This window comes from Leucobacter sp. WKLB1 (assembly GCF_059696215.1).
Genome location: NZ_AP046115.1, coordinates 3,268,489 through 3,295,456, shown reverse-complemented (window position 1 = coordinate 3,295,456; position 26,968 = coordinate 3,268,489). Strand labels below are relative to the sequence as shown.

Here is a 26,968-nt window from a genome sequence, read left to right as displayed (position 1 = left end):
GCCGACGCTTATTCTGAGGAGACCACATGCACATCGGGCTCATTACGACTGCCCTGTTCGATCGCGATCTGGAGCGAACGCTCGATGCGGTTCGCGCGCTCGGCATCACTCACGTCGAAGTCGCCGCATACGGCGGGTTTTGGCCAGACCGCCATCTTGATCCGCTGCGTACACTCGCTGATCCATCCGAAATCAGACGCATCATTGACCTCTTCGGCGAGCGAGATCTGACCCTTTCAGCGATTTCGCTCCACGGCAATCCGCTCGATCCTGACCGTGAAGCCGCTGAGCGGTATCGGGCGCAGTACGACGCGACCTGCGAGCTCGCGCCGCTCCTTGGTACGCAAACCGTGTCTCTATTGGCTGGCCTGCCTGCTGCCGGCCCTGATGACGCCTATCCGAACTGGATCACGTTTCCGTTCCCGCAGAAGCTCGCCGATGCGCTCGCGTGGCAGTGGGAGGAGCGTGTGCTGCCGTACTGGCAAGATGCAGCCCCCCAAGCGACCGCCGCGGGGGTGCAGCTCGCATTTGAAATGGTGCCGAACGACACCGTGTACAACCCGGAGACGCTGTTGCGGTTACGCGCAGAGATCGGTGCGGTCGTTGGGGCGAACTTCGACCCGTCGCATTTCTTGTTCCAGCAGATTGATCCACTCGCGGCGGTACGAGCACTCGAGGGAGCGATCGTGAATGTGCATGCGAAAGATGTCGGCATGAACCCCCACCTATTGGCGACCCGCGGAGTGCTCGACACGACGTCCTTGGGTGCGACCGCTGAGCGCTCGTGGGCGTATCGAACGATGGGCTGGGGTCAGGGGCGCGAATTTTGGACCGCACTGCTCACCCAGCTGCGCATCAGCGGGTACGACGGTGTGCTCGCTATCGAGCACGAAGATTCGTTGTTATCGCCCGACGAAGGGCTCGCTCAGGCAGTCGCATTTCTCGCCCCCATCACCCCAAGCCAGCCGGCTCAGAGCGATTGGACAAGTGCACTGTGAGTTCCCCGAAACGAGTCGTCGTCACGAGTTTTGCGGCTACGGTCGACACCCAGTTCGTCGGCGTGCTGGAGACCGCCGGAGCTGAAGTGGTGATCTCCCCGGGCCTCGGCAAGAATTCGTCCGCTGACGAGATCGTCGCGACGGTGAGCGGGGCCCGAGCGATCATCGCCGGCACTGAACCGTATCCTCGAGAAACGCTCGAGCGTCTCCCCGAGTTGCGTGCGATCGTTCGAGCCGGCGCCGGAACCGACGGCATCGATGTGGAGGCAGCGGCGGAGCACGGGATACACGTGTCGAGCACCCCCGGGGCGAACGCACAATCGGTCGCCGACTACACGGTCGCGCTAATGCTCGCGGCGGGTCGTCTGCTTCATGCGAATGATCGCAGCGTGCGTCAGGGCAGCTGGCGTCAACCGGTGCAAGGCATTGACCTGTACGGGAAGACCGTGGGCATCGTGGGATACGGTGCGATCGGCAAGGCCGTCGCGCGTCGTCTCACCGGGTTCGACTGCGAAATTCTCGCATTCGACCCGATTTTGCCAGAAGGGGTCGCCGAGCACGGTGCTCACGTCGTGCCACTCGACGCCCTGCTGGAGCGTAGCCGCTTCCTCACGATCCACGTTCCGCTGCTTCCGCAGACCACGCATCTCATCGACGCGCGAGCGCTCGCCCGCATGCCGCGCGGCAGCGTGGTCATCAACGCGGCGCGCGGCGGCATCGTGGATGAGCAGGCGCTGCGCGATGCGATCGACTCGGGGCAGGTGCGGTCTGCTGCGGTAGACGTATTCACTGACGAACCAGTCGCCCCAGACAATCCCCTCTTGGGGCACGAACGAATCTTGACCACCGCACATGTCGCGGCGTTCAGCGCGGACGGCGCCGATGCGATGCTGCATCAGGCTGCGACCGAGCTGCTGCCCATTATTTGAACAGCGAGGAATACCACCATGAATGATCACGAGTCGACGGGTATCCGTCTGACGGTAGGCCAGGCCGTCGTGAAGTACCTGGCGGCGCAGCACACTGAGCGCGACGGTGTCACGCGCCGTGCGATCCCGGGAATTTTCGGAATCTTCGGGCATGGCAATGTCGCTGGGGTCGGCCAAGCCCTCGCCGAATTCCGTACCGAGATGACGTACCACCAGGTGCGCAATGAGCAGTCGATGGTGCACGCGGCATCGGCATACGCAAAAGAGAGCAAGGGGTTGTCCACGTACGCGTGCACGGCTTCGATCGGACCGGGATCGACCAACATGGCGACCGGTGCCGCCACGGCGACAATCAATCGGTTGCCAGTGCTGCTGCTACCCAGCGACATCTACGTCACCCGTCGACAAGGGCCCGTGCTGCAACAACTCGAGCACCCGCTTGCGGGCGACGTGAGCGTCAACGATATCTTCCGCCCGGTGAGCCGGTACTTCGACCGCATCTCACGTGCAGAGCAGCTGCTCACCGCTCTCCCGGAAGCGATGCGGGTGCTGACGACTCCTGGTGACACGGGAGCGGTTACGCTGTCATTGCCGCAGGATTTGCAGTCGTTCGCGCATGAATTCCCGGCGAACTTCTTCGCACCGCGTACGTGGCGCATCGACCGGACCCCGGCCGCCGACGAATCGATCGCAGACGCGCTGCGCTTATTGCGCGCGGCGCAACGTCCATTGATCGTCGCCGGTGGAGGGGTGCGCTATTCCCAAGCGGAGCAGGCGCTGCACGACTTCGCGCACCGGCACGGCATTCCGGTGGCGGAAACGTTCGCCGGACGGGGATCGAGTCTTGAGGAGGACGACCTGGCACTCGGCGGTCTCGGAGCGACCGGAAACATCGCTGCTGGGCGTATCGCCCGCGATGCCGACCTCGTCATCTGCATTGGTACCCGGCTCAATGACTTCATTACGGGGTCGCACAGCGTCTTCCGTCACCCGCTCGTTCGGTTCGTGAACATCAATGCGTCGCGCTACGACGCGTACAAGAATGGTGGTGTTCCCGTCATTGGGGACGCCCGCCGTGTACTCGAACAGATGATGGTCACATCCGACGCGGCCGCTACCTCAGGGGAGTATCGGCGCGAGGTCGCAGAAACCCGAGCATCGTGGCGCACGGAGCGTGACCGAGTCTTTGCCGCGACCGACCTTGAGGTGCCGCCGCAGGCGGAAGTCATCGGAGCCTTGCAGCGGCAAGCTCGCGCTGGTGACCTGGTGGTGGCCGCGGCCGGTTCGGCCCCCGGCGACCTGCAGCGCGGCTGGGAGGCGACGGAGGGTCGCGACTGCCATATCGAGTGGGGCACCTCGTGCATGGGGTATGAGATTCCCGCTGCGATCGGTGCACGATTCGCGCGACCCGAAGGCCGCATCACGGTCGCGATCGGTGACGGCACATTTCTGATGCTGCCGAGTGAAATCGTCACAGCGGTGCAGGAAGGCATCGACATGACCATCCTGCTCTCCGAGAACCATGGGTTCCAGTGCATTCGAGATCTGCAGCTCGCAACGACCGGCTTCGATTTCGGCAACGAGTTCCGCCATCGAGGATCACAATCCCTCTCGGAGGAGTACGTCGAGTTGGACCTGGGCAAAGTCGTCGAGGGACTGGGCGCACACCTCACCCGTGTGCGTGGCGCCGCCGCATTCGAGCAGGCACTCATCGACACGCGAGATGCGCGGGGAGTCACGGTGATCCTCATCGAGACCGACCGAGAGCGCACCCTGCCCGACTCGGATGTGTGGAATGAAGTGATTCCCCCGGAGGTCACACACTCGGGCACCGGGGCGGAACTCTTCCCGGCATACGAGCGCGTTCGCGATGAGCGCCAGCAGTACTACTACTGATCGAACACCCGCTACACCCCACACGCAACGCAGCTGAAGGAGTACCGAACCATGTCTCACACTCTGATCGTCGGCGGTGCCGGCGGCATCGGAAGCGCAACCGCTCGACGTCTGCTCGACGACGGGCACCGCGTCACCATCGTCGACGCGTTGCCGGCCGAATCGGCAGACGAGCGACTCGTCGATATTCGCCAGGCGTTCGGCGACGTTGCATACGTGCAGGCCGATATCACCTCGCGTGAATCGGTCGAGGTCGCCCTCCGCTCGATCACCGACTTCGACCGCGTCGTCGTCTCCGCCGCGGTCGTGCAGGAGCAGCCGTTTCTCGAGGTCGAGCACGACGTCTTCCAACTGCACCTCAACGTCAACGTATACGGGTCTTTCAACGTCGGCCAAACTGCGGCGCGCCTCTTCGCCGAACGCGGTGTCGAAGGTCGCATCGTCTTTTTCTCATCATGGGTGCAAGACTTCCCGTGGCCCGATATCACCGCATACAGCGTCAGCAAAGCGGCAGTCAAGCAGCTGACGAAACAGATGGCCCGGGAGCTCGCACCCCACCGAATTCGCGTCAACGCGATCGCGCCGGGCATCGTGGATTCGGGCATGGCGCGTCATTCACTCGATCATGACCCGAAGTACGCGGCTCGCGTCAACGGTCGTATTCCGCTCGGTGATCTGCAACAGCCGAGCGATATCGCAGCGGGAGTGTCGTATCTCCTTTCGGCCGACGCGCAGGCGGTCACCGGAACGGTGCTCGTCGTCGACGGCGGGCTCTCCCTCTTCAAGTTCGAAGAGCCGGGTGCCGAATGACCGCCGCAGATCCGTTCGCACGGGAGCGAAAGCAGCACCCGCACTTCGGAGTCTTCGTGAACACGGGGAGCGCGGTGAATGCCGAAGTATGTGTATTTGCCGGTGCCTCATGGGTGATGGTCGACCTCGAACACGGGGCAGGGTCGGAGGCGGCGTTGCTGCCGACGCTCTGGGCCGTGCGCGCCGCAGGCGGTCACGCGCTCGTCCGTGTCGAGTCGGGGGACGCGGCGCGCATCGGTCGCGCCCTCGACCTCGGAGCGGATGCCGTCATGATCCCTTCGGTGTCGTCTGCGGCCGAGGCCGAAGCGATCGTGCAGGCCGCGTTCTGGCCGCCGCTGGGCCGCAGAGGCGTCAGTTTGCAGAGCCGTGCCGGTGGCTACGGCAATGTGCAGCACAGCGAAGTCGCGGCTCGTGCTGATCGACCGTACATCGTCGTGCAGATCGAAACCCGTGAAGGTCTTGCACAGGTACGAGAGATTGCCGCAGTGCCGGGCATCAGCGCGCTGTTCCTCGGGCCGACCGATCTCACTCACGATCTGGGCATACCCGGGCAGCAGGATCATCCGCTCTTTCGGAACGCGGTAGCCGCAGTCGCAGAGGCCGCGGTAACGGCAGGTATCGACGCCGCGGTACTCGCTTCTGACCGCGCTGCAGCGGAGCGTTTTGTGGAGCAAGGGTACGCGCTCGTGGCGATCGGATCCGACGCTGGCCACCTTCGCGGTGCACTCACCGCATCAATTCCATCGAGCGACATTGTGTTCGCTCGTGCATCGATAGTGTCAGGAGCCATCTGATGGACATGTATATCGCAGGTGAATGGGTCGGGTCGGATCGCACGCGCAATGTGATCAATCCGTTCGACGGCAGCGTCGTCGATACCGTGCCGCTCGCCGACGAAACGGCAGTCGAACGCGCTCTCGCAGCGGCGGAGCGAGCCGCTTCTCGGCTGATGGAATCGACCGGCGCAGATCGCCAGCGCATCATGCAGCGCGCTGGCCAGATTGCCGACGAGCGCGTCGAAGAGCTCGCACGCACGATCAGCCTGGAACTGGGAAAACCCATCGGCGAAGCGCGCATTGAGGCTTCGCGCGCCGGTGATCTCATTCGTCTGGCCGGTTTCGAAGGGTCGCAGTTGTATGGTCAGGGACTCCCTCTCGACGCTCACCCCGGCGGCGGCAGGCAGCGTCTCGGGTTCACACTTCGAGAACCCTGCGGTGTCGTCGTGGCGATCACGCCATTTAACTTTCCGTTGCTCCTGGTGCTGCACAAGATCGCGCCGGCGCTCGCCGCGGGCAATTCCGTCATCCTGAAACCCGCGTCGCACACACCGCTGACCGCTCTCGCGCTCACTCGCATCTTCCTCGACGCGGGCATTGACCCTGAAGCGATCAGCTGCATTACAGGTTCAGGATCAACTGTGGGCGATCGGCTCTGCGTCGATGATCGCGTGCGTAAGATCACGTTCACCGGGAGCACAGCCGTCGGCAACCATATCTCTTCGGTCGCCGGGGCCAAGAAGTTGTCGCTCGAACTCGGCGCGAGCTGCCCGGCGGTCGTGCTCGACGATGCAGATATCGAACGCGCTGCCGCCGCGATTGCCTCCGGTGGATACGCGAACGCGGGTCAGGTCTGCATATCCGTGCAGCGCGTGATCGTGCACGAGCGGGTCTATGGCGATTTCCTCGATGCGCTCCGTCCGCGTGTCGAAGCACTGGTTCTGGGTGACCCGTTGGACGCATCAACGACCCTCGGGCCATTGGTGACAGAGCATGAAGCGGAACGTGTCGAGCGCAGTATTCGGGAGAGCGTGCAGCGGGGCGCGCAACTGGTGACGGGGGGCGAACGCTCGGGTGCGGCGGTCTCTCCGGCGATCGTTGCTGGCGTCGCCGTCGATGATGCGCTCAGCCAGGAGGAGCTCTTCGGGCCCGCAGTCGCGGTCTCCCGGGTCTCTTCGTTTGATGAGGCCATCCGCGCGGCCAATGCAACGCGTTATGGGCTCGGGGCGGGGGTCTTCACCGAAAACATCGGGAAAGGAATCTCCTTCCTGCGCAGAGTGAACGCCGGGGTACTGCATATGAATTGGACGCCGTTGTGGCGTGCCGACCTCATGCCCTACGGCGGCACGAAGGGCAGCGGAATCGGCAAAGAGGGGATCCGCTCCGCCGTTGCCGAAATGACTGAAGAAAAGACGATTGTGCTGCACGGCGACGTGTGAGTGCAGCCACCGAGTAAGTGAGGAGACCTGATGTCCGAAAAGAATATTCTGATCACCGGAGGATCTGGAGGGCTCGCAGTGCCGACTGCTGAGCTCCTGCTTCGCGACGGCGCCAACGTCACACTCTTTGCGCGCGATGAGCAGAAGTTGCAGCATGCCCAACAGTCGCTGGAGGCCCTCGGGACTTCGGGCGACGTGCGCATCTTCGCCGGCGATACGGTAGACGAGATCGATGTGCGACGAGCGGTGGAGGTCGCGACCGGGGGCTCCGGAACGCTTGACGGCCTCGTGGCATGCGCGGGGACCGGGCAGCAGGTTCCGATCGTCGACCTTGAGTTCGATGATTGGCGTCGAGTTATCGACGTGAATCTGCACGGGGTATTTCTGGCGATTCGGGAGGCCGCGCGAGTCATGACCCGCCAGCGATTTGGCAGCATCGTGGCGTTCTCCTCGATCGCGGCTGCGGTCACGCACCGATATGTATCGGCGTATTCGGTGAGCAAAGAAGCGGTCGACTCTCTGGTGAAGAACAGTGCCGATGAGCTCGGACCCTGGGGCATCAGAGTGAATGCGGTGCGCCCCGGAGTCATCCTTACGGAGATGTCGGCTGACCTGGTCGCTGACGAGCAACTCGCCGGCGACTATCTCGCGCAGACTCCGCTCGGACGCTTCGGCGAACCGCTCGAAGTCGCCCGAGTCGTACGGTTCCTGCTCGGGGAGGAGGCCTCGTGGGTCACCGGAGTGAGCGTCAGCGCTGATGGCGGTCAGCATCTGCGGCGCGGACCCGACTTGACGACGTACCTCGGTATCGAACTGCCCGAATAGTCGGGTGGATTCAGAACATTCGGCAAGGAGGACGCATGCACGCGTTGGTGTTTCACGGTGAGGGTTGCGCGTCGCTCCGCGATGTCCCAGAACCCGCGATTCAGAACTCGCACGAGGTGAAGCTCGCCCCGCTCGCGTGCGGTGTCTGCGGCACCGACCTGCACATTCTGGCGGTGCCCCAGTCGCACCCTGGCACGCCGGGGGTCGTGCTCGGACATGAGTTCGTGGCAGACGTCGTCGAAGTCGGCGCGGATGTCGTGACGGTTTCGCCCGGGGATCGGGTCGTGGTGCGTCCGATCATCACCTGCGGGGCCTGCGAGATGTGTCTGCTGGGGCGAGCCAATCTCTGCTCGAACCAACGAGCTATGGGGGTGACGGTCGACGGCGGGCTCGCCGAGTTCGTGATCGCATCCGATACGGCCTGCGTGCGAATCGACTCACGCGTTCCCTTACAAGTGGCCGCACTTGCCGAACCATTGGCCTGTGTGCTGAGCGGCGTGGCGAAAGCCGCACCGCGCACGGGCGAGAGCGCGGTCATCTTCGGTGCAGGCGCTGCGGGTCTCTTGTACCTCGCGGTGTTGCGCGCGTCGGGAATCGGCAGAGTAGTGGTCGTCGAACCCTCGACCGAACGCGCTGCAGTCGCCCGCACTATGGGGGCTGCTGAGGTGATCGACCCGATGCGTGCGGACGCCGTCGCCGAAGTGCGACGCGTGCTCGGCGACGGCGCCGATATTGTGGTCGACGCGGTCGGGTCGCAACTCGGCGTAGCGATGCAGGTCGCCGGGAGACGTGGGCGTATCGTGCTCTTCGGGATGAACACGCACGCTGAATCAACAGTCAAGCAACACCTGATTACGGAGCGGGAGCTCCAGTTGCTCGGCAGCTTCGTTGGTCAGTACGCGTTTCCCGAGGCGATTCGAACGATCGAGTCGGGTGTGATCGATTTTTCACCGATCGTTTCGCACGAGATTGCGCTCGACGATCTCGCTGCCAATCTGGCAGCGATCCGCGATGCCGCCGTGGTGAAAGCGATCATCATGATGCCGCGCGCATCGTGAGGCACCGCCCACTCAGCTCGCGGCCGTTCTGGGCGGAGCCCGTCTGGCTGATCTGATACTCAGACGGCCTCACCCGGCCTCGAAGTTCTCCAAGAATGCATTCAGCTCGAGCGCTAGGGCGTCGGGAGCATCTTGCATGACCTGATGCCCGACATCGGGAACGATCACGCGTGCGGCGGCGGGGTTCGCGGCGACGAGCCCGTCGTACACGGCATCCAAGGCTCGGGGCATATCTAACTCGCCGCGCACGAGCAGGGTTGGCAATCGCGACGGCGGGGGCGCGTGCACGCTCTCGAAACCGCTGAGGCCGAGCTGCAGATAGGTGGCGCGGCCCGTCGCGATGAGGCACTCCCGCACGTACGCGCGAGTCTCGGGGTTGTGACTCGACCACGAGCCCCCGAAACGCGCGAAGAGCCGCCACGGCACCACTCGATACACCTGCCCGGCGAACCGCATGGCCGAGAGCTCGCCGCGGCGCAGGGTGCGGTGCTGGCCGGGGCTGCCGATCGTCACCAGGGCACGCATGCGACCGGGGTGCAGGTGGGTGAACTCCTGCGCGACGTTGCCACCAAACGAATGGCCCAGCAGCAGCCAGGTGCCTCCGTCGGTCCGCAAACTCTGGTCCGCGTGCGTGAGGATCACCGCAAGATCATCAATCACGGTGTCGATAGTGGCGACTGCGCCGTCATGGAGCCGTGACTGGCCGTGACCTCGCATATCGAACACCACGATGTTCCACGCGGCGTCGATCAGATCGATGAGCGGCAGGAATTCGCGGTGGTCGACTCCCGCACCGTGCACCATCGCCATCCACAGCTCCGGGTCGCTGCCCTCGCGGTGCCAAACGGCGAGGTCGGCCCCCTCGGCGGCGATGCGGAGCGGAGAGAGACGGGGATGAGTCACGAGGCGCTCCCGCCGGCGAGCGCATCCAGTGCATCGAAGAGCCCGGTGCGCCACCACGCGTAGTCGTGGCCGCCCGAGTGCACCCGCCAGTCGATACTCGCCCCAGCCGCGCGAGCCGCCTCGCCAAAGCGTTCGGCAGAATCGGTCATGCCGGTCTCCTCGGTGCCCGACTGAATGACGAAGCGACGCCCGGCAAGCGCATCGCTGCCGGCCATCTCGCGAACGCGCTCGACCAGGTCGCCGGTGTCGCCCGCGGGCGGCCTCGGCTCTTCGCCTGCGCGAAAGTGGAACGACCCGGATTGCACGATCGCGGTGGTGACGAGGTCGGGCCGCAGCGCCACGAGCGCGGCGGCGGCGAGCCCGCCATAGCTCTGGCCTGCGACGATGGTGCGATCGGGGGTCGGCATTGCGGAGCCGCGCAGGGAAGAAGCGTGGGTGCGCAGTGCGGCCAGTACCGCTGAGAACAGGTCGGCGACGCGATCCGGATGCGGCAGCACCGCCGATCGTTGCTCAAGCGTGCCCGAGGGAACCAGCACGACGGTGTTCGGAGCGTTGCTCGCCGCAGGGTGCGCGAGCGCCTCACGGATGCCGACCCGTTGCCAGTTCTCGCCATCGAGCAGCACGAGCACCCGTGAATCGGTCTCACGCTGCGGCCCGGTGAGCGTGAACACGGTGGCGGTGCGGTCGGCGAAGTCACCACCGAGTGCGAGCGCGGTCTCGTCGATGCGCGCGGTCGGATCCGGCCCCGCGGCCCACGCCGGGTGCTCGACGGTGCCGGGGGCGACCAGCACCGATGACCAGCGGCCGAGCGGGTTGGGCAGCCGGCGCGGGTTGCGTGGGTCGGGAGCTCCCGCGTCGTGCACGCGCAGCCATCCCGCGCGCGTCGCGCCCACGTCGTCGGGCAGCTCAGCAGCGGGGAGCGAGACAAAGCGATAGCTCGCGATGAGATCTTCGGGGAGGAGGTAGTCGATCACCCGTACGGAGCTGCCGGGCACCGCATCGAGCACTGCCGGCCGAATGTCGGTGCGGTGGGCGTCGGTCGTGCCGTTCAGATGGATCATCACCCGGTCGTCGACCCGCTCGGCTTCGGCCACGAACGCGACTTCGCGGTGGGCCCTTCCGTTGAGCTCGACACGTTCGCCGAAGGCCGGCCACACCGGCGAGACGAGATCGGGGGATTCGCCGGCGAGCACCCGTCGCCAGATCGTCGATTCAGCGCGGATGGGTGCCTCGCCCTCCCTGCGCGCGCTCATGCGGCCAACGCCGCTCGGCCGGCGAGGGGCACCACCATCGGCGTACCGGTGATCGGATCGCTGACGACCGAGGCGCGCAGCCCGAACACGCGCTCGATGAGCTCCTCGGTCATGAGCTCGGCCGGCGGCCCCTCGGCGACGATCGCGCCATCGCGCATCGCCACGAGGTGCGTGGCGTACCGGCAGGCCTGATTGATGTCGTGCAGCACGGTGACCACGGTGCGGCCCGCGCGGTGCAGTTCGCTGACGAGTTCGAGCACCTCGATCTGATGGGCGAGGTCGAGAAACGTGGTGGGCTCGTCGAGCAGCAGCAGATCCGTCTCTTGGGCCAGCACCATGGCGAGCAGCACACGCTGTCGCTGGCCGCCCGAGAGCTCATCGAGGCTGCGGTCGGCGAGGTCGTCGACACCGGTGACCTCCAGGGCCCGGTCAACGGCACGCTCATCGTCGACCGACCATTGGCGCAGCAGCTTCTGATGCGGAAAGCGCCCGCGGGCGACGAGATCGGCCACGGCGATGCCATCCGGCGCAACGACCTGCTGGGGCAGCAGGGCGAGCAATCGCCCGGCTTCCTTGGCACGGTAATCCTCGATCGGGCGACCGTCTAGCCGCACTTCGCCGCGCTCCGGTTTCAGCAACCGCGCGAGTGCACGCAGCAGCGTGGATTTGCCGCAGGCGTTCGGCCCGACGATCACGGTGAAACCGCCATCGGGAATGCTCAGTTCGAGCTCGTCGACGACCGTTCGCCCCTCGTAGGCGAGCCGGAGAGAATCGGCGACGAGCCGGGAATCGGCGGGGGTGGGAGACACGAGACAGCCTTTCACGGGAAGGGAGAGAAGAGGGGAGGCGATCCGGATCGCCTAACGCCCTCGCGAGAGCATCCAGAGCAGGTACCCGCCGCCCAGCACGCCGGTGACGAGCCCGACCGGCGCCGAGAGCGAGAACGGCAGATACTGCGAGAAGAGATCGGCCGTGACCAGCAGCACGGCGCCCATCACCGCGGAGCCGAGCAGCGGTAGGGAGGGCGAGCGCGAGATGCGGGCGATGAGTTGCGGTGCGGCCAGCGCCACGAACGAGATCGGGCCGGCCGTGGCGGTGGCGAAGGCCGCCAATGCGACGGCGATTGCCACGGTCGTCAACCGAATGGCTCCCACCGCCGCGCCGGTTTGGCGGGCCATGTCGTCGCCGAGTTCGAGCGCCGCGAGCCCGTGTCGTGAGACGAGCAGGATCGGCACCAGCACGATGATCGCGATCACGGTGGGCAGTACCTCGTCCCACCCCCGCGCGTTGAGCGTGCCCACGAGCCAGATTTGCGCCGCGATGGCATCGTCGCGCTGGCTGCGGGTGAGGAGGAGGTCGTTGAGGGCGGCCAGCAATGCGCCGACGCCGATGCCGACGAGAATCAGGCGGTAGCCGCCAGCGGATGCCTGGCCGCGACGGCCGGCGGTCAGGAGCGCCACGATCACCGCGGTGAAGACACCGGAGACAACGGCGGCGGCCGAGACCATCAGTGCGGGGGCCTCGAAGACCAGGATGGCGACGATTGCACCGGTCGCCGCACCCGTGACGAAGCCGATGATGTCGGGAGAGCCGAGCGGATTGCGGGAGATCGTCTGGAAGACCGCGCCGCTCAGTCCGAGCGCGGCGCCCACGACGATGCCGCCGACGTACCTCGGCAGCCGAATCCCCTCGAGTACACGCAGCACCTTGGGGTCGCCGTCTCCGGAGACCGCAGCCCAGAAGGCGGCCCAGTCGACCGTGAAGCTGCCGGTCATCATCACGGCGACGCCCAGCGGCACCAGGCACAGGGCGAGCACGATGGTGACCCGCAGGGTGCGTCGATGCCAGCGCAGCGAAACGGAGTCGCCGCGGCTGCGCCAGCTGCTCATCGCAGGGGAGCGTCTCGCCCTACTCTTCGGCAATGCGGTGAGGGGCGCGTTCACAGGCGCATCAGCCGTCGGCGCCGGGCGAGCAGGATGAACACGGGTGCACCGATCAGTGCGGTCACGATCGAGGTCTCCAATTCGGTGGGTGGCAGCAGGATGCGGCCGATGATGTCGGCGCCGATCACGAGCACCGCAGCGTAGACGGCCGACAACGGGATGATCCAGCGGTAGTCGGGACCCACGAGCAAGCGCACGGCCAATGGTGCGGTGAGGCCGACGAAAGCGATCGGCCCCGCGACCGCGGTCGCGGTCCCCGCGAGCAGCACCAGCAGTACGGCTCCGGCCCACAGCGTGCGACGAGGATCGGCACCGAGTGTGCGACCGAGATCGCTGCCGAGCGCTGTCGCGTTGAACTGGCGACCGAGCAGTGCGGCGACGATGATCGCCGGCACGATCAGCAGGGTTGCCGGAAGCACGAGGGTGCCGTCGCGGCCCTGCACCGAGCCGACGGCCCAGTGCCGGAACGAGTCGAACACCTCGGGGAAGTTGATGAGCAGCGCTTGGGTGTACGCGCCGAGGGTCACGGCGAGTGCCGCGCCGGCGAGCACGAGCCGCACCGGGTCCGCTCCTCGCCGGAAGATGCCGCCGAGCCCCGCCACGGCGACGGAGGCGAGCGCCGCGCCGAGAAAGGAGAACCCGATCAGGCCGAACGTGCCGAGGGATCCGCCGAAGAGCCCGATGCCGGTGGCCGTCGCCGCTGCCGCGCCCGCGTTCACACCCAGAATGCCGGGCTCTGCGAGCGGGTTGCGGGTCAGCGCCTGCATGATCGTGCCGGCCACGCCCAGGGCGGCTCCCACGAGAATCGCCAGGGCTGTGCGCGGCAGACGCAACTCGGTGACGACCAGGTGCACCCCGTTCGTGGGATCGGGCGCGATGATCGCCTGCCAGACCTCGCTCGGGGCGAGGGGCCGGGTGCCGACGAACACGCTCAGTACCGCGAGTACCGCGAGCGCGCCGACGCCGAGGGCCAGCGCGAGCACCAACTTGCGGCGTCGTGATCGTCGCGTCGAGGCGGAGGCGGACGGGCCGCCTGCGCGACCGGGAGATGCCGTGACCGGCTCCCCGTGTACACCTGCCGATTCGCGCGGGGTGCCCCGCCGGCGCAGGGCCGACGGGGCGGTGGTGCTGCTGGTCACGCGAAGTCGGCGGCGACCAGGTCGACGATCTCGGACGCGCTGTAATAGTCGATGCGGAACGAATCCGGGCCGAGCGGGTAGACCTGCTTGGCGGCGATCGCTGGAGTGGTCGCGAGCACCGGCGTGCTCAGGAGGTCGGCCTCGCTCGAGTCGCCGCCCGAGATCAGGAACACGACCTCGCCGGTCAGCGCGCTCGTCACGTTCTCAACTGCCAGGAACGCGAAATCGTCGCGCGCCTGCTCGCTGGTGTCGAGGTCATCTGAGGCACCTTCGATCGAGAATCCGAGCGACTCGAGCAGGTCGGCGTGCGAGCTGCCGGGCTTGGCGAATGCCGTGGGGTTCTCGGTGCCGTTCCAGACGATCGCGTTCGCGGTGCCCTCGGGCACGGTGATTGCGTCGGCGACCTCGGCGACGTGGTCGTCGAAGCCCTGCACCACGGCAGTCGCATCGTCTTCGTGGCCGGTGGCCTCGCCGAGTTCGGCCGCCAGGTCTTGCCAGGTCTTGTCGCCGTAGTTCAGCACGATGGTCGGAGCGATCGCCGAGAGCGCGTCGTACTGATCGACGGTGGAGTCAGCGCCGCTCGCCGAGACGATGATCAGATCGGGATCGGCCGCCAAGACGGCCTCTTCATCGAACTCGAGGTTGGGGTAGAGCGATTCGACGCCGCGTTCAGACGCGACATCCGCCCACTGGCTGAAGAAGCCATCGGCGTCGGTGATCTCGCTGGGCGTCGTGGTGGCGGTCGCCGTGACCGGTGCATCGATGGCGAGCAGGCTGCCGGTGAGCGTGATCGACGTCGAGACGATGTTTTCGGGCATCGCGGGGATGACCGTCGTTCCCGCCTCGTGCTCGATGGTGCGCGGCCACTCGCCCGCGGAGGCGGATGCCGGTGCGTCGGCGTTGTCGCTCGCCGAGCCCGAAGTCGAGCAACCGGTCAGGGCGAGCGCCGTCGCGGCGAGCAGGGCGGCGATGGACAGGGGTGTTCGCTTCATTCGTCGACTTTCTCTGGGGTGTACTGCGGGTGGTGCTCAGTCGTCGTCGTCGACGATGTGGTGGTCGAGGTTCACGGTGCCCTGCCGCCAATACCCGTCGACCTCGTACTGGTCGCGGTGCAAGCCGCGCGCTTTGAGGGCGCGACGGAGGGGCTTCAAGCTGTCGGCCTCGCCGGCCGCCCAGACGAACGTGTCATCGGTGAGCTCAAGGTCGTGAGTGAGCTGTTCGAGCACGGTCGTGCGGGCGCGTCCCAGCGCATGCACGTGGTGCGTAACGGTGGTGTGGTCGCGCGGCGGCAGCGGGTATTCGTCGGCGCTCTGCACCAGGGCGTGCACCTCGACTCGCGCGGCCCAACCCGGCTCATCGAGCCAGCGGCCGACGGCGGGGAGCGCGGTTTCGTCGGCGATCAGCACGTAGTGCGCGTAGCCGTCGGGGTAGATGTGCGAGCCGCGCGGGCCGAGGACGCCGAGCGGCGATCCGACCGCCGCCTGTGCGGCCCAGCTGCCCGCGGGGCCATGCTCGTGCAGTACGAAATCGATGACGAGTCCGTCGGGGCTCACGGCGCGCACGGTGTAATCGCGCACGGGCGTCGGGATCTCCTGGAGTCGCACGAGCCGACCATCATCGGAGAGGCCGGGCACCGGCACCTCGCCGCTTTGCGGGTCGGGCAGCACGATCTTCACGTGATCGGCGGCGGCGAACGCGGGTGCCGGAAAACCGGGCTCGAGCTGCTCGCCGTTCAGCGTGATGCGCTGCATGCGCGGCCCGATGCGTTCGGTCTTCGTGACGAAGAGAGTGCGTACTCGGAGATCGTGCATCTCGACGCGAACGGCGCGGGGTGTGGCGGGCATGACAACTCCATCAGAACACTCGGAGCGTTCCTCCGATGAAGGTAAGCCTAGCCTGGCTTAGGTGGAGCGCGTCAAGTCGCCGATCAACTCGACGCATGTTATGCGCCGAGCGCCGAGCGCACCGGTTTCTCTCGAGTGCATGCCCAGAGTGCTGGTGCGCTCGAACAAAAGCGGTACGTTCGATGCGCTCGGCAGAGGGCGCTCCGCAGCTTACGCACGTGGTTGGCCGTGGTCTGCGCGCTCTTACCCGCCATCGGCGAAGAGCGCGACGAGCTCCAAGTGATCGAAGCACCCGACGCGTTGTTGGTCAGGCTTCAGCTGATCCAAGCCGCGCTCTCGCAGGTGACCGTGGTCAACCCGCGATCGATGTGATCGATGACGCCTGCGTCACTCCATTCCGTCGAGCAGGTCCGAAAGGGCGTTCGGCGTCGCCCCGGACGCTTCCGCGAGTTCACCGAAGCGGGCATCTACTGCGGCCTGCTCGGCGTCACCGCCGCCTTCGAAGAGCGAGAGGTACTCCGCATTGCCCCCGGTTTCCTCGACGGATTGCACGCGGATAAGCCAACAGGTCGCGTCAGGCGTGAAGCCCGCATGGACCTCCCACGCAAGTGCGAGCGCGCCGATGCACACGGTATTGGCATCGAGGAGGTCGTCGGCGGTTGCATCCTCTTGCACGATGGCCAACTCGAAGAGATCGGCCATCGTGTGCGTGGGCGAAATGCTCGCGTTGTTCGAGAGGAAGCTGTCGGCGGCATCGCGGTGCTCTTCGCAGAGGAACCGTGCGGCGAGCCACGTCATGGCCGGGTCCGAGAGCTCTGCTGCGTCAGTCGCGTTATCCGCCCGTTCGCAGGCATCGAGCCCCATGGTCACGATCGTGTCGCGAGCTGACGGATCGGCGTCGTCCCAAGCGGCCAACTCAAGCGACGCCCAGGTCGACGTGGGGTCGAAGCTCGTGACCATCGGGATCATGAGCACCGCGTTGTCAAAAAACCGTTGCTGCGCTGCTGGGTCTTGACGGTCTTCAGTGGCGGCGCGCGCATCGGAGCTGCCCGCGGAGTTTTCGTCTGAAAGAAAACTCGGCACGATTCCGCATCCGCTCAGCACGACGGACCCGGCAATCGCCGCGCTGGCCATGAGCGCCGACCACAGGCGCCCCGGTCGTGAAACTGACATCTTCGTTCTCCCCACTTTCGGCGATTGCCGCGTCAACGACGTCGAGCATCTTCGCGCTTTCCCCTGCACTCTATTGTGGCGCGACGACATGCGGTTTGGGGCGATGCGAAGGGGAGGGGGTCTTGCGGGAACGCGCCGGGGAGGATCGGCAATGCACGCCGACCCTCCCCAGCCCTGGGCGGGGCTCACCTCTGCGCCGCCGACCTCCTCAGTGAACGTGGAGCACGAGGCAATTCCGATCAGGCGCTGACGGCCCGCTGCTCGGTCGAGGCGCCGACCCGGATCTTCCGGGGCTTAGCACGTTCCGCCATCGGGACGATCACCGAGAGCACGCCGTGCTCGTAGTTCGCGGTGATCTTCTCCACATCGACTCCATCCCCGAGTGTGAATTGACGCACGTAGGTGCCGTGTGGTCGCTCGTGCGCCAGCCACTTCACGTTCTCGCTCGCCGGCGCAAGTCGCTCAGCTCGGATGGTGAGGAGCTGGCCGTCGACGTCGAGGTCGACTGAATCCGGATCGATGCCGGGAAGATCAGCGCTGAGCACGTATTGATCTCCCTCGCGGAAGAGGTCAACCGGCATGAGGCGGGGCGACCTGGCCGTGTCGAACACGCTCGAGGTGATGCGATCGAGCTGGCCCAAGATATCGAACGAATTTGTCATGATGATTCTCCTTTCGCGATGCGAGTGAGGGTCATGCGGGGTCGCTTGACCCGGTACTGATTTTAGCACTCTCGTACGGAGAGTGCCAGCGCTCGAGCAGCGCTCGGAGCTCGGCCGGATGGGTCAAGTTCGGGTAGTGGCCGGCCCCGGGGATTGAGGAGATGGACCGGGCATCGAGAGATGCGGTGAGGTCGGATGCCAGGGGATCCAGCTCTCCATAAATGATGTGGATCGGCCCGCCGTATGAGTTGAGCATCGCGCGGAGCTCGCGTCGCCAGGCCGATGATGACGCGGCGGCAAGATATTCGGAGGCAGATCGTGCGCCGTGTCGCCTGAGGTCCGAGGCAGACGACGCGAGTGGCTTGGAGAGGGCCTGATTGCCTGTGAGTGCGCGTGCGAGCCAGGTCGGTCGAGCGTGCCGAAGGAACGCGCGAATCAGCCGTCGACGCACGGGAGAGAGGCGACGAGAGTGCTGCAGAAAGAACGGCGCGACGAGCGTGAGCGACCGTACGCTTGCGAGGTGCCGGTGCGCGGCGATCACCGCGGCGGCGGCGCCCAGAGAGTGCCCGATCAGGTCGACCGGATGATCCTCGATCAGCCCAGACGTCCACGCGTCCCAATCGCGCACGGGGGCGCCGTTGCTGAGCCCCATCCCGGGCAGATCGACGACTCGAGCATCCAGTGACGCAGCGATCGGCTCCCACGTTTCCGCGTTGAGCGGGAGGCCTGGCAAAATCAAGCGCGAGGCATCAGGGGGACCAGCGGTGAAGGTGCGCGTCCCGCCGGGGGAGATGAACCGGCGTGCACTCCGGCCTGGTAAGTCGAAACGGTGGGCGACGAGGTAGTCGGCCCAGCGGCGCAATGATTCCGTAACATCGGGCTGTCGCAGCCCGTGACGTTGCGCCAACTCGTTCGCGGTGCGAGTGGGATACGTGTCAGACGAAAGGAAAGAGAGCGTCTCGGGGTCGGCGCCGGTGATCCACCTCGGGAGTCTGGTGATCACCCCCACCGGAATTCGGAGCCGCGGGGGAGTCACGCCCACGTGAATCGCGAGGTCTCGGAGCAGGGCGGACAGTGGCGGTGTGCGGTCATCGAGCACCCAGTACGACTCATTGGCGGCGAGCGGATCAACGGCCGCCGCGATCATGAACTCGGCGAGGTAGTCCACAGTCACCACGGGGAGGAAGGTCGAGGCGTTTCCGGGAAGTGCCGCTACTCTGCCATTCCAGATTTGCTGCAACGTGGTGGCGAGTCCGATCAACTGGTCGGTCTCACCCGTCACGCTGTCACCGATGACGCTGGACGGATTGACGACGGTGAACGGCACGTTGTGCTGGAGTGCGCGGGCTTGAAGCACCGCATCTGATTCCATTTTCGATGCTTCATACGCCCCGAGGCGCTGGTACAAATCCGCGCGGTAGTGCTCGGGCCAGGGAACCGACGCGGGGTCTTGGCCGCCGACGCGGTATCCAGACACGTGAACGAGGCGCGTGAGGGCGGGGAGCCCGGCGGCGAAATCGACGATTCGCTCCACGATTCCCACGTTGGCGTTTCTCGCTTCACTGGCTGTCATGCCGAAGCGATACACGCCCGCGCAGTTGTAGATCTCTGTGACGCGGGAGCGCGCTGCCGCTTCGTCGTGCACCACCGGAGTCGACGAGAAATCCACCAACACCGTGCCCACGTGCTCGCGCAGGCCATGGTCGGCGAGCCACTGCATCAGGCGATCCGCAGACGCGGCGCTGCGCACGGCAGCCGTCACGCGCACTCCTGCCGTGCTGAGTGCCAGAACCACATGTCTGCCGACAAGCCCTGATGCGCCGAAGACCAAGGCGTGTCGAGAATGAAGGGTGGTACTCATGCAGTGGCTCCCACGGCGGTGCCTGGCTCGACGAGGCGCGTCAGCACCGCTGCTGCGGCATCGAGCGGTTGCGTGCTGCGCGATGCGCGAGCCATGATCACCGCTCCTTCGATCGAGGCGATAATGACGGTCGCGAGGTTCGTGGCGTCGGCGCGCCTGAAGCCTTCGCGCGTCAGCATGTCGGAAATCGGATCGGTCCACGACGTAAACGCAGACGCGCATGCATCGCGCAGGCCCTCGCTCGCGCCACCCATCTCAAGAGTGACGACCGAAACTGGGCATCCCAGCTGGTAATCGCTGTCGGACACGAGACGACTGAGCGCCTCGATGGCGAACTGCAGTGCAGACGCGGGGCCATCGGACGACCCGAGGGCTTCGGCGATCAACTCGGTGAACTGCGTTGCCGCGAGGTGCACTGCCGCCAGCCCAATGCCTTCTTTGCCGTCGGGGAAGTGAAAGTACAGGGAACCTTTCGGGGCGTCGGCGTGCTCTGAAACCTCGGTGATTCCGGTGCCCGAGTATCCCTGCCGCTGGATCAGTTGCAACATCGACTCGGCCATGCGCGATTTCGTTTGGTCACCTTTTGCAGTCATGCATCAAAAATAGACCGGTCTACATATTTTATCAAAGCGGCCCGGTGCTGTGTCAGATCTGCGCCCCTCGCAGAGGCGCTCCCACGCGCCGCAAGAGTGCCAATCCCTTCGGGCCGGTGCTCTTTTCGGCTCGCTGAAGACACGGGTGCGGCGGGGCTCAAAAGGTGTGAAGTTCTCTGTGACATTTTTCGAACTTGCGGTCTCTTAGAGACAGAACTCACGATGAGCTCGACCCCGCACGATCCGGGGCACTCTGACAGAAAGAATGGAGCACCCCATGACCGAGAACCAGAAGCACACCGTTGATGCGACCCACGCAGACGTTGCAGAGGCCGTTGCTGCGCACCCCGGTGAGGCTGGTACGCGGGGAGCCACTCCGCGCCCGAGCGTCGACCGCTCGGCACCGAAGGTGTCGCACCCAGCGTACGTCGCTCAGTCGACGCGCCGGGTACCCGTGACGTGCCAGGTCGCATCACCGTTCTCGACGGCGTCCTGCAGAAAGTGGCGACTCACGTCGTCGCGCCCGCCGTGCACAGCGGGTCGCGTGACGTCCGCGTCAACGCCGTCGCTTCGGCCGACGGTGTCGTGATCAATGCCCGCATACCGTTGCCGGTGCCCGCGCTGAGCGATTCGGATGCCGTGATACGGAGCCCGTCAGTCATCGAGCTCGCGCAGGCGGTGCAGCAGCAGGTGGCTCGCACAGCCGAGGCGTCGCTGGGCCGTCCGGTGTCGCGCGTGAACCTCACCATTGATGGAGCCCGGATACCGAAACAGAGGAGGGTGCGATGAGTACCAGTGCATTGCGCCGCGTCGTTCGCCGCGAGACGCACTCACCGCGAACGGTTGCGATGATCATCTTGAGTCTCGCGGGGCAACCCGCCCTGCTGCTCTGCCCAGCAGCTGCGTTCGGGTGGGCGGTCGGCCTGCCGGCCGAGGTGCCAGCTGGCGTCACCATCGCGACCGGCGTGGTCATCGCGCTCTTCGGCAATGTCTGTCTGGTGCTGGCCGTGGCTCCGGGTCGCCTTGCCAAACACGAGCTGCAAGGAGGTGAGCGCCGTGCCGTGGTCGTCGACGACGGCGTCATTGCTGCGGCGATTGCGCAACGAGTCAGCGACGAGCTCTTCGTTGCCCGTGATCGTGTGCGCGTCGGCGTCGGGCATCGCCTGGTCGATGTGGCCGTGAGCCCCGAAGATGGCATCGAGATCGAGATCGAGATCGAGAACGAACGCGTGAGAGCCGTGATCGACGCAGAGCTCGAAAGCTACCGACTGCATCCGAAGCCTCGGGTCACGGTGCACGTCAAGCAGAGACACGGGGCCGCGTCATGAATCAGACGAATCGGGGTGTGAACCGCACCCTGCTCTTTGTGCTGGGAGCCATTCTCCTCGCGATCGGGGCTCTGCTCATCGCATCGGCCGCCGTGCCGCAAACGGCGGATGCGTGGAAGAGTCTCGGCACGGATGCGCAGGGGTGGATCGCCGAGACGTGGGATGCCACCGCGATCGCGGGCACGAACCTCGCGTGGGTCGCTCTGGCGCTCGTCGCGGCACTCACTGGTGCTCCTAGCCGTGCTGCTGGTGCTGCTCGTGGCGCGCACGATTCGCGGGCGGCGGCGCACGACCCTGCAGGCCGCGGCAGAGGAGCACGAGGGCGGCCGCATCATCGTGACCGAGGGCTTTGCAGCGTCGGCGGTGAAGCAAGCCATCGACGATCATGACGAGATGTTGTCGAGTCGTGTGACTGCCAGCGAGGTGCGCGGTCGCCCCGTTCTGCACGTTGCGATCACGCCTCGGCAGAACACGAGCCCGTGCCACATCGCTACTCTCGCCGACCGGCTCGTCGAGAATCTCGAGACGCTCACGGGCGAACAGCTCGACACCTTCATTTCGATACACACCGGATTGCGCGCTCGTCTCGCTCGAGACGAGCGGCGCGTGCACTAACTCCTCACTCAACTCCGCGAGTGAGTTCACCACAAGAAAGGAATCCTCTCATGGGACTCGACGACAAGATCAAGAACGCCGGGCAGGATCTCACCGGCATGGCGAAGGAAGCGATCGGCAACGCGACCGACAACGACAAGGTCGCCGCCGAGGGCAGGGTCGACCAGGCCAAAGCTCAGGTGAACAAGGCTGCGGAGGACGTCAAGGACACGTTCACGAAGTAGCGTCGCTGCAGGGAGCGCCCGGCGGCGGTCGTCGCACTGACGGCCGCGCTCCTGAGCGGGGAGTTCGCGACGGTGATGCGGACGGAGTCGTTCGTCGAAGCACCGTGGTGGATTCGTGCGTCGATAAGATGCACAGAGGAGCCAGCGAGGCTCGTGCACCGATGCGTCGGGAGACGAAATGCCCAGACCGAACGAGCGAGAACTCAGCGATGCGGCGCTGCTCGATTTCACAGCGGTTCACGTGCCCGGAGCTGAGCCGGTCATGGATGCGCTCGCCGTGATCGTCGAGCGTGCACGAAGTCGGGTCGTGCAATCGGACATTATGCGCGAGGTCGGTTTTGACGATTCGGATCACAGCGCCTTCGCAGTCTTCGACCACCTGGTGTATCACGGTGCTGCACCGCCGTCGCGGCTCGCGGCGGTGCTGGGATTTGCCCCATCAGGAATGACGAAAGTCGTGCGCAGGCTCCTCGATGTCGGGCTCGTGGCACAGGCAGCCGATCCGACCGATGGCCGCTCATCGGTCATCGCGCTGACCGATGAGGGCCGCACGTGCGGAGCGCGCGTCCTCGAGTACTCGCGAAAGCACATCGCTGCAGAGCTGAGCGGCTGGGATTCGCATGAGGCCGCTGAGTTTGCCCGAATGCTGACCGCGTTCGCAGCAGGAGCGCACAGCTTCGAGTCCACGATCCAGCCGAGGGCCGAGTCGGTCGTTTCTCCCTGAACGCAGCGTGCGGTCGGCGGGACGCACGGCGTTCGCGTGCAACAGTGTATTGCGCTGAGCGCAATAGTGACGCTATCCTCACTTCTGAATCGTTTCAAACGCGCACGATGATGCGTGCGCGGTCGCCGATGCGCGAGGGCGATTCGCGGCGGTTCGCCGACCTGTTCAACGATGAAGGGATTTGCAGTGACCGTTTTTCGACGCGCGACTCGGCTGGGGGCGACGGCAGTGCTCGCGGGCGTCATGGTCCTGCCGATGGTGGCGGTTATGGTTCCGGCGCACGCAGAGGAACCAGTGCCTGCACTGGCCGGGAGCTCTGTGTCGGCGGCGAGCTTCGCAGAGCCGCCCATGAATGTGCGACCGCTGTATCGGTGGTGGATGCCGTTGGCATACACCGAAGATGCGGTGCTCGAAGCTCAGCTCGAAGATATCGCGGCTTCGGGAGCCGGGGGCGTGGAAGTCGCACCGTTTGTCGTCGCCGGTGCTGAGCATCAGACCGATGCGTTTCTCGCCGAGTATGGATGGGGCACGCCCGCCTGGGCGCACAAGATGGAGGTCATCACTGCGAAAGCCGCGGATCTCGGATTGCAGGTGGACCAGAACCTCGGTCCGCACTACCCGGCGACTGTTCCAACATTGAGCAGTTTCAACCAGCCCGAGGCCGAACAGCAGCTGCTGTTCGGCTGGGAAACCGTGGGGGCAGGCGCAAGTCGAACGGGGGCGCTGCCGGCTCCCACTGTCGCGTCACCGCAGGTCAAGACGCAGCTGACTGCTGATGCTGCTGCGGGGCAGACCGAGCTGACCGTTGCCAGCCTCGGCGGGCTCGCGGCCGGGGATACCGTCACCGTCGGCACCGCCGAGCGGGCAGAGCGTGTCGAGATTTCGGCGGTCGGCGATCGGCTCGCATCTCCGCTCACCGTGACCGTTGCCCCGCTCACGCAGGCGCATACAGCCGGCGAAACGCTGACGAATAGCGCACGCACCACTCGGGTGCGTACGGTCGTCGCGCAGTGCTCGGCAAGCTGTACCGAATCGGGTGCCCCGATCGGGCTGGTGCCCGAATCGGTGCAAGATGTGACGGCGGCGGTGGTCGACGGAGCATTCGATTTCACCGCGCCGGCGGGGGATGCGCCCTGGGTCGTCATCGACTTTCAGCAAACGGCATCCGGTGTCGTCGCGCAGAGCAACGGGTACACGGCGACGCAGCCGAACTATGTGCCCGACCATCTGAGCGCCGCTGGCGCGCAGATTCAAGCCGACTTCTGGGACGCATCGGTGCTTACCGATGCCGTGCGTGCGAATCTCGCGAAGATCGGCGGGGGATCGATTTTCGAAGATTCGCTCGAACTGGGTGACAGCCAAAAATGGACCTGGGATCTGCCGCAGCGGTTCTCCGATGCGCGCGGTTACGACATCGCGCAGGTGTTGCCCGCACTCGCAGGAATCGGTGCGCAGGGCACACACGCGCCAGCGTTCGAGCTATCGGGAGTGGGCGTGCAGGCACGTGAGGACTACCGAAAAACGGTGAGCGACCTGTACATCGACGGGTACGTGCGGACATTGCAGGCCTGGGCCGATGGCCACGGTCTGAACTATCGCGCGCAGTCGTACGGATTACCGACCTCGACATCGCAGGCCTCTGCGGTCGCCGGCATTCCTGAAGGCGAATCGCTCAACTTCGGAAGCCCAAACTCCTCCGGTGCTGAGCAGGATTACCGCGTTGTCGCGAGCGGCGCCCACCTTACCGGGAAGAACCTGGTTTCAGTGGAATGCTGCGCCGTCTTCCTCGGCGGGTACCGTTCGAGCATGGCTGGCGCGAACATCGGCGGGCAGTTCAGCGACCCGAGCCCGGCAGACTCGCTCGGCGGGGCCCGATCGCAGGGGTTGCTCGACAGCGTGTACAAGAGCTACGCGGGAGGCGTCAACCAACTCGTCTGGCACGGATACGCCTACCCTGATGCGCCCACTGGCACGGGCATCGCTGGCCGTGATGGCGGTACCTGGCCCGGCTATCAGCCGTGGGATTTCTATGGGCAGCTCAACGTCAACGATGTCTTCGGACCGCGGCAGGCGAACTGGGAGGACAATGCGAAGGTGAACGAAGCGCTCGCGCGGACCCAGTTGGTGTTGCGACAGGGGCGTGCTCAGCTCGATCTCGGCGTCTACTACGAGGATCTGGGGCTGGCGGGTTCTTCAGTCAGCCCGCAGCAGCCCGATCAGCACTTCTTCGGCACTGACTCGGCGCTGTCGCAGGCTGGCTTCACCTACGAATACGTCGATCCGGAATTCTTATCCGATCCTGGTCTGGCTCCGAGTCAGAACGGAGGTTTGTTCGAAAACCAGTCGGCTTATAACGCGGTTGTGCTGAACAACCAGCGCACGATCTCTCTTGCCGGCGCCCAAGATCTTGCGCGCCTTGCGCAACAGGGACTTCGAGTCTTTGTCGTCGGAGATGCGCCATCGGCGTCGACCGGGTTGGGCGCAGACGCGTCGCTTCTCACTTCGGTCATCGATACGTTGATGACCCAACCGACGGTGGTGCATGTGGCTCAGGCTGACGCGCTTCCCGAAGCGCTCGCAGAGGCTGGCATCATCCCAGCGGTCGCACCCGCTGAACCGATGTCTGCGCTGGGGTTCGTCACCCGTGCCGCCGACAGCTCAACCTTCACCTACGTGTACAACCGGAGCGGCACTGCGGTCTCTCAAGATCTCACGATCAGCGGCAGTGGCACCCCGGTGCGCCTGGACCCGTGGACCGGTGAGATCGAGCCGATTGCGAGATTCACGGACAACGGTGGCTCGGTCACGCTTCCGGTCGAAGTCGGCGCGCACGATGCGGAGATCATCGCGCTCACCGCTGAACCGCTCGTGGCCGTGCCGCACACGCACGCGATCGCAAGCTCTGCGGAAGTACTCAGCGCCGGCAAGGGTCTTGAGGTCCGTGTGGAGCAGGACGGCACCTATGAAACGACGCTCGCCGATGGAACCGTCGTCGAGACCGAGGTATCCGGCGTTGTTCAGGCCCCCGCACTGACCTCCTGGTCGCTCGAAGCCGAGACCTGGGGGCCTGCTGACGACGCGATCGGCATGACCGCTTCGCACACCAAGAAAATAGACCAACCGGCAATCGAATTGAAGGTCGGTGAAAACGGCCGCTTGCCGTCTTGGCTCGACATCGCCGGTGATGTCGATCTCTCGCGTTCCTCCGGCCTCGGCACCTATCGCACGTCGTTTGCGCTGCCCGAGTCCTGGGCGGAGCGTGACGGGCTGACCTTGAGCCTGGGGGATGTGCTCGATACTGCTTCCGTGACGGTCAACGGAGCAGCAGTCGCCGTGGACCAGGCGGACCGCTCGTCCATCGATCTCGGTGAGTATCTTCGCGCCGGCGAGAACACGCTCGAGGTGCGCGTCGCGACGACGATGTTCAACGCCGTGCGGTCGACCGGAGACAGCAATTATCAAGGTCAGGCCTGGCAGCGCACTGGTTTGATGGGGCCGGTGTCGTTGACTGCTTACCGCGATGCGGTCGTCGAGATCGGAGATGATCCGGGTGATGCGACTGCTGATGCACAGGGTGCGTCGGAGGGCGAATCGGCAGCGGCGGCGAACACTGCGGCTGCCGCCAACACCGATGCATCGAGCGATGGTGCTGCGTCTGGTGCGGGGGCCGATGGAAGCGGTTCCGATGGTGAGCACCATGCGACGAACAGTGCCGCGAATGCTTCGGGGGGCGCTGGTGGGGCTGCCGGCGCGAACGAAGCCGGGGCTCCTGATCGGGGCGATCTTGCGAGCACCGGTGGCCAGTCGGGTTGGTGGCTCGGAGGTGTCGCGCTGCTACTGGTAGCTGCAGGCGGCGTACTGGTGATGGTGCGACGGAAGAAAACGGGAGCAGATCAGTAGCCGCCGTTCGATGATGAGTCGGGCCCGTTCCTCGTCAGGGACGGGCCCGTCTCGGCGTCCGACTTCCGGCCGCCA

General features: G+C 65.6%; 25 protein-coding genes. 14 read left to right on the top strand and 11 right to left on the bottom strand.

What is annotated here, in order from left to right; genetic code table 11:
* Nucleotides 1-26: 26 nt before the first annotated feature.
* Genes ACZF5Y_RS15150 through ACZF5Y_RS15115 form a run of 8 tightly spaced genes read left to right on the top strand, consistent with a single transcriptional unit; the run spans nt 27 to nt 8,731 of the window.
* Nucleotides 27-998, top strand: a complete 972-nt coding sequence (locus ACZF5Y_RS15150; RefSeq protein ID WP_497533550.1) for a sugar phosphate isomerase/epimerase family protein — start codon at nt 27-29, stop codon at nt 996-998.
* The gene (locus ACZF5Y_RS15145; RefSeq protein ID WP_497533549.1) at nt 995-1,927 is read left to right on the top strand and encodes a phosphoglycerate dehydrogenase; all 933 of its coding nucleotides are present in this window, start codon (nt 995-997) and stop codon (nt 1,925-1,927) included. The genes ACZF5Y_RS15150 and ACZF5Y_RS15145 overlap by 4 nt, the downstream gene beginning before the upstream one ends.
* 18 nt (nt 1,928-1,945) lie before the next feature.
* Complete coding sequence (gene iolD / locus ACZF5Y_RS15140; RefSeq protein WP_497533548.1) at nt 1,946-3,823, top strand: 3D-(3,5/4)-trihydroxycyclohexane-1,2-dione acylhydrolase (decyclizing); 1,878 nt, start codon at nt 1,946-1,948, stop codon at nt 3,821-3,823.
* Nucleotides 3,824-3,874: 51 nt separating this feature from the next.
* On the top strand, nt 3,875-4,633 hold the full coding sequence (locus tag ACZF5Y_RS15135; RefSeq protein WP_497533547.1) for an SDR family NAD(P)-dependent oxidoreductase: 759 nt from the start codon (nt 3,875-3,877) through the stop codon (nt 4,631-4,633).
* The gene (locus ACZF5Y_RS15130) at nt 4,630-5,427 is read left to right on the top strand and encodes an HpcH/HpaI aldolase family protein (RefSeq protein ID WP_497533546.1); all 798 of its coding nucleotides are present in this window, start codon (nt 4,630-4,632) and stop codon (nt 5,425-5,427) included. The genes ACZF5Y_RS15135 and ACZF5Y_RS15130 overlap by 4 nt, the downstream gene beginning before the upstream one ends.
* Complete coding sequence (locus ACZF5Y_RS15125; RefSeq protein WP_497533545.1) at nt 5,427-6,848, top strand: aldehyde dehydrogenase family protein; 1,422 nt, start codon at nt 5,427-5,429, stop codon at nt 6,846-6,848. Before ACZF5Y_RS15130 ends, ACZF5Y_RS15125 begins: the two co-directional genes overlap by 1 nt.
* A gap of 30 nt (nt 6,849-6,878) precedes the next feature.
* The gene (locus ACZF5Y_RS15120; protein ID WP_497533544.1) at nt 6,879-7,673 is read left to right on the top strand and encodes an SDR family NAD(P)-dependent oxidoreductase; all 795 of its coding nucleotides are present in this window, start codon (nt 6,879-6,881) and stop codon (nt 7,671-7,673) included.
* A gap of 35 nt (nt 7,674-7,708) precedes the next feature.
* The gene (locus ACZF5Y_RS15115; RefSeq protein ID WP_497533543.1) at nt 7,709-8,731 is read left to right on the top strand and encodes a zinc-binding dehydrogenase; all 1,023 of its coding nucleotides are present in this window, start codon (nt 7,709-7,711) and stop codon (nt 8,729-8,731) included.
* 69 nt (nt 8,732-8,800) lie between these two features.
* Here ACZF5Y_RS15115 and ACZF5Y_RS15110 read toward each other — a convergent pair whose 3' ends face one another.
* The 11 genes from ACZF5Y_RS15110 to ACZF5Y_RS15060 all read right to left on the bottom strand — a co-directional run bounded on the left by ACZF5Y_RS15110 (nt 8,801) and on the right by ACZF5Y_RS15060 (nt 20,069).
* Nucleotides 8,801-9,634: an alpha/beta fold hydrolase gene (locus ACZF5Y_RS15110; RefSeq protein ID WP_497533542.1), complete on the bottom strand. Its 834-nt coding sequence runs from the start codon at nt 9,632-9,634 to the stop codon at nt 8,801-8,803.
* On the bottom strand, nt 9,631-10,887 hold the full coding sequence (locus ACZF5Y_RS15105; protein ID WP_497533541.1) for an enterochelin esterase domain-containing protein: 1,257 nt from the start codon (nt 10,885-10,887) through the stop codon (nt 9,631-9,633). The genes ACZF5Y_RS15110 and ACZF5Y_RS15105 overlap by 4 nt, the downstream gene beginning before the upstream one ends.
* On the bottom strand, nt 10,884-11,696 hold the full coding sequence (locus ACZF5Y_RS15100) for an ABC transporter ATP-binding protein (RefSeq protein WP_497533540.1): 813 nt from the start codon (nt 11,694-11,696) through the stop codon (nt 10,884-10,886). Before ACZF5Y_RS15100 ends, ACZF5Y_RS15105 begins: the two co-directional genes overlap by 4 nt.
* 51 nt (nt 11,697-11,747) lie before the next feature.
* The gene (locus tag ACZF5Y_RS15095) at nt 11,748-12,776 is read right to left on the bottom strand and encodes a FecCD family ABC transporter permease (protein ID WP_497533539.1); all 1,029 of its coding nucleotides are present in this window, start codon (nt 12,774-12,776) and stop codon (nt 11,748-11,750) included.
* Between the two features lie 50 nt (nt 12,777-12,826).
* Nucleotides 12,827-13,969, bottom strand: a complete 1,143-nt coding sequence (locus tag ACZF5Y_RS15090; RefSeq protein WP_497533538.1) for a FecCD family ABC transporter permease — start codon at nt 13,967-13,969, stop codon at nt 12,827-12,829.
* Entirely contained in the window at nt 13,966-14,961 is a 996-nt protein-coding gene (gene fepB, locus ACZF5Y_RS15085; RefSeq protein WP_497533537.1) for a Fe2+-enterobactin ABC transporter substrate-binding protein, read from the bottom strand. The genes ACZF5Y_RS15090 and fepB overlap by 4 nt, the downstream gene beginning before the upstream one ends.
* 36 nt (nt 14,962-14,997) lie before the next feature.
* Entirely contained in the window at nt 14,998-15,813 is an 816-nt protein-coding gene (locus ACZF5Y_RS15080) for a siderophore-interacting protein (protein WP_497533536.1), read from the bottom strand.
* Between the two features lie 387 nt (nt 15,814-16,200).
* Entirely contained in the window at nt 16,201-16,986 is a 786-nt protein-coding gene (locus tag ACZF5Y_RS15075) for a hypothetical protein (protein ID WP_497533535.1), read from the bottom strand.
* Nucleotides 16,987-17,225: 239 nt separating this feature from the next.
* Complete coding sequence (locus tag ACZF5Y_RS15070; protein ID WP_497533534.1) at nt 17,226-17,648, bottom strand: Hsp20/alpha crystallin family protein; 423 nt, start codon at nt 17,646-17,648, stop codon at nt 17,226-17,228.
* 31 nt (nt 17,649-17,679) lie between these two features.
* Nucleotides 17,680-19,509 (bottom strand): alpha/beta fold hydrolase, encoded by a 1,830-nt coding sequence (locus ACZF5Y_RS15065; RefSeq protein WP_497533533.1) that lies wholly within the window; start codon nt 19,507-19,509, stop codon nt 17,680-17,682.
* Nucleotides 19,506-20,069 (bottom strand): TetR/AcrR family transcriptional regulator, encoded by a 564-nt coding sequence (locus ACZF5Y_RS15060; protein WP_497533532.1) that lies wholly within the window; start codon nt 20,067-20,069, stop codon nt 19,506-19,508. Before ACZF5Y_RS15060 ends, ACZF5Y_RS15065 begins: the two co-directional genes overlap by 4 nt.
* Nucleotides 20,070-20,561: 492 nt before the next feature.
* Here ACZF5Y_RS15060 and ACZF5Y_RS15055 point away from each other — a divergent pair, with 492 nt between their 5' ends.
* The 6 genes from ACZF5Y_RS15055 to ACZF5Y_RS15030 all read left to right on the top strand — a co-directional run bounded on the left by ACZF5Y_RS15055 (nt 20,562) and on the right by ACZF5Y_RS15030 (nt 26,893).
* Nucleotides 20,562-20,891 carry a hypothetical protein gene (locus ACZF5Y_RS15055; RefSeq protein WP_497533531.1) on the top strand — a complete coding sequence of 110 codons (330 nt, stop codon included), beginning with the start codon at nt 20,562-20,564 and terminating at the stop codon, nt 20,889-20,891.
* Nucleotides 20,888-21,430 carry a DUF6286 domain-containing protein gene (locus tag ACZF5Y_RS15050; protein ID WP_497533530.1) on the top strand — a complete coding sequence of 181 codons (543 nt, stop codon included), beginning with the start codon at nt 20,888-20,890 and terminating at the stop codon, nt 21,428-21,430. The genes ACZF5Y_RS15055 and ACZF5Y_RS15050 overlap by 4 nt, the downstream gene beginning before the upstream one ends.
* 228 nt (nt 21,431-21,658) lie before the next feature.
* Nucleotides 21,659-22,045, top strand: coding sequence for a hypothetical protein (locus ACZF5Y_RS15045; protein ID WP_497533529.1), 387 nt, complete (start codon nt 21,659-21,661; stop codon nt 22,043-22,045).
* 50 nt (nt 22,046-22,095) lie between these two features.
* On the top strand, nt 22,096-22,269 hold the full coding sequence (locus ACZF5Y_RS15040; protein ID WP_497533528.1) for a CsbD family protein: 174 nt from the start codon (nt 22,096-22,098) through the stop codon (nt 22,267-22,269).
* A gap of 178 nt (nt 22,270-22,447) precedes the next feature.
* Nucleotides 22,448-22,993 (top strand): MarR family winged helix-turn-helix transcriptional regulator, encoded by a 546-nt coding sequence (locus ACZF5Y_RS15035; protein ID WP_497533527.1) that lies wholly within the window; start codon nt 22,448-22,450, stop codon nt 22,991-22,993.
* A 348-nt stretch (nt 22,994-23,341) separates the two neighbouring features.
* Nucleotides 23,342-26,893 carry a glycosyl hydrolase gene (locus tag ACZF5Y_RS15030; RefSeq protein WP_497533526.1) on the top strand — a complete coding sequence of 1,184 codons (3,552 nt, stop codon included), beginning with the start codon at nt 23,342-23,344 and terminating at the stop codon, nt 26,891-26,893.
* Nucleotides 26,894-26,968 lie beyond the last annotated feature (75 nt).

What these genes read in the sequence shown, in the direction of transcription:
- ACZF5Y_RS15150 (WP_497533550.1), top strand. Translation starts at nt 27, where the DNA reads ATGCACATCGGGCTCATTACGACTGCCCTGTTCGATCGCGATCTGGAG.
- iolD (WP_497533548.1), top strand. Translation starts at nt 1,946, where the DNA reads ATGAATGATCACGAGTCGACGGGTATCCGTCTGACGGTAGGCCAGGCC.
- ACZF5Y_RS15135 (WP_497533547.1), top strand. Translation starts at nt 3,875, where the DNA reads ATGTCTCACACTCTGATCGTCGGCGGTGCCGGCGGCATCGGAAGCGCA.
- ACZF5Y_RS15130 (WP_497533546.1), top strand. Translation starts at nt 4,630, where the DNA reads ATGACCGCCGCAGATCCGTTCGCACGGGAGCGAAAGCAGCACCCGCAC.
- ACZF5Y_RS15125 (WP_497533545.1), top strand. Translation starts at nt 5,427, where the DNA reads ATGGACATGTATATCGCAGGTGAATGGGTCGGGTCGGATCGCACGCGC.
- ACZF5Y_RS15120 (WP_497533544.1), top strand. Translation starts at nt 6,879, where the DNA reads ATGTCCGAAAAGAATATTCTGATCACCGGAGGATCTGGAGGGCTCGCA.
- ACZF5Y_RS15115 (WP_497533543.1), top strand. Translation starts at nt 7,709, where the DNA reads ATGCACGCGTTGGTGTTTCACGGTGAGGGTTGCGCGTCGCTCCGCGAT.
- ACZF5Y_RS15105 (WP_497533541.1), bottom strand. Translation starts at nt 10,887, where the DNA reads ATGAGCGCGCGCAGGGAGGGCGAGGCACCCATCCGCGCTGAATCGACG.
- ACZF5Y_RS15095 (WP_497533539.1), bottom strand. Translation starts at nt 12,776, where the DNA reads ATGAGCAGCTGGCGCAGCCGCGGCGACTCCGTTTCGCTGCGCTGGCAT.
- fepB (WP_497533537.1), bottom strand. Translation starts at nt 14,961, where the DNA reads ATGAAGCGAACACCCCTGTCCATCGCCGCCCTGCTCGCCGCGACGGCG.
- ACZF5Y_RS15080 (WP_497533536.1), bottom strand. Translation starts at nt 15,813, where the DNA reads ATGCCCGCCACACCCCGCGCCGTTCGCGTCGAGATGCACGATCTCCGA.
- ACZF5Y_RS15075 (WP_497533535.1), bottom strand. Translation starts at nt 16,986, where the DNA reads ATGTCAGTTTCACGACCGGGGCGCCTGTGGTCGGCGCTCATGGCCAGC.
- ACZF5Y_RS15070 (WP_497533534.1), bottom strand. Translation starts at nt 17,648, where the DNA reads ATGACAAATTCGTTCGATATCTTGGGCCAGCTCGATCGCATCACCTCG.
- ACZF5Y_RS15065 (WP_497533533.1), bottom strand. Translation starts at nt 19,509, where the DNA reads ATGAGTACCACCCTTCATTCTCGACACGCCTTGGTCTTCGGCGCATCA.
- ACZF5Y_RS15060 (WP_497533532.1), bottom strand. Translation starts at nt 20,069, where the DNA reads ATGGCCGAGTCGATGTTGCAACTGATCCAGCGGCAGGGATACTCGGGC.
- ACZF5Y_RS15050 (WP_497533530.1), top strand. Translation starts at nt 20,888, where the DNA reads ATGAGTACCAGTGCATTGCGCCGCGTCGTTCGCCGCGAGACGCACTCA.
- ACZF5Y_RS15040 (WP_497533528.1), top strand. Translation starts at nt 22,096, where the DNA reads ATGGGACTCGACGACAAGATCAAGAACGCCGGGCAGGATCTCACCGGC.
- ACZF5Y_RS15035 (WP_497533527.1), top strand. Translation starts at nt 22,448, where the DNA reads ATGCCCAGACCGAACGAGCGAGAACTCAGCGATGCGGCGCTGCTCGAT.
- ACZF5Y_RS15030 (WP_497533526.1), top strand. Translation starts at nt 23,342, where the DNA reads ATGAATGTGCGACCGCTGTATCGGTGGTGGATGCCGTTGGCATACACC.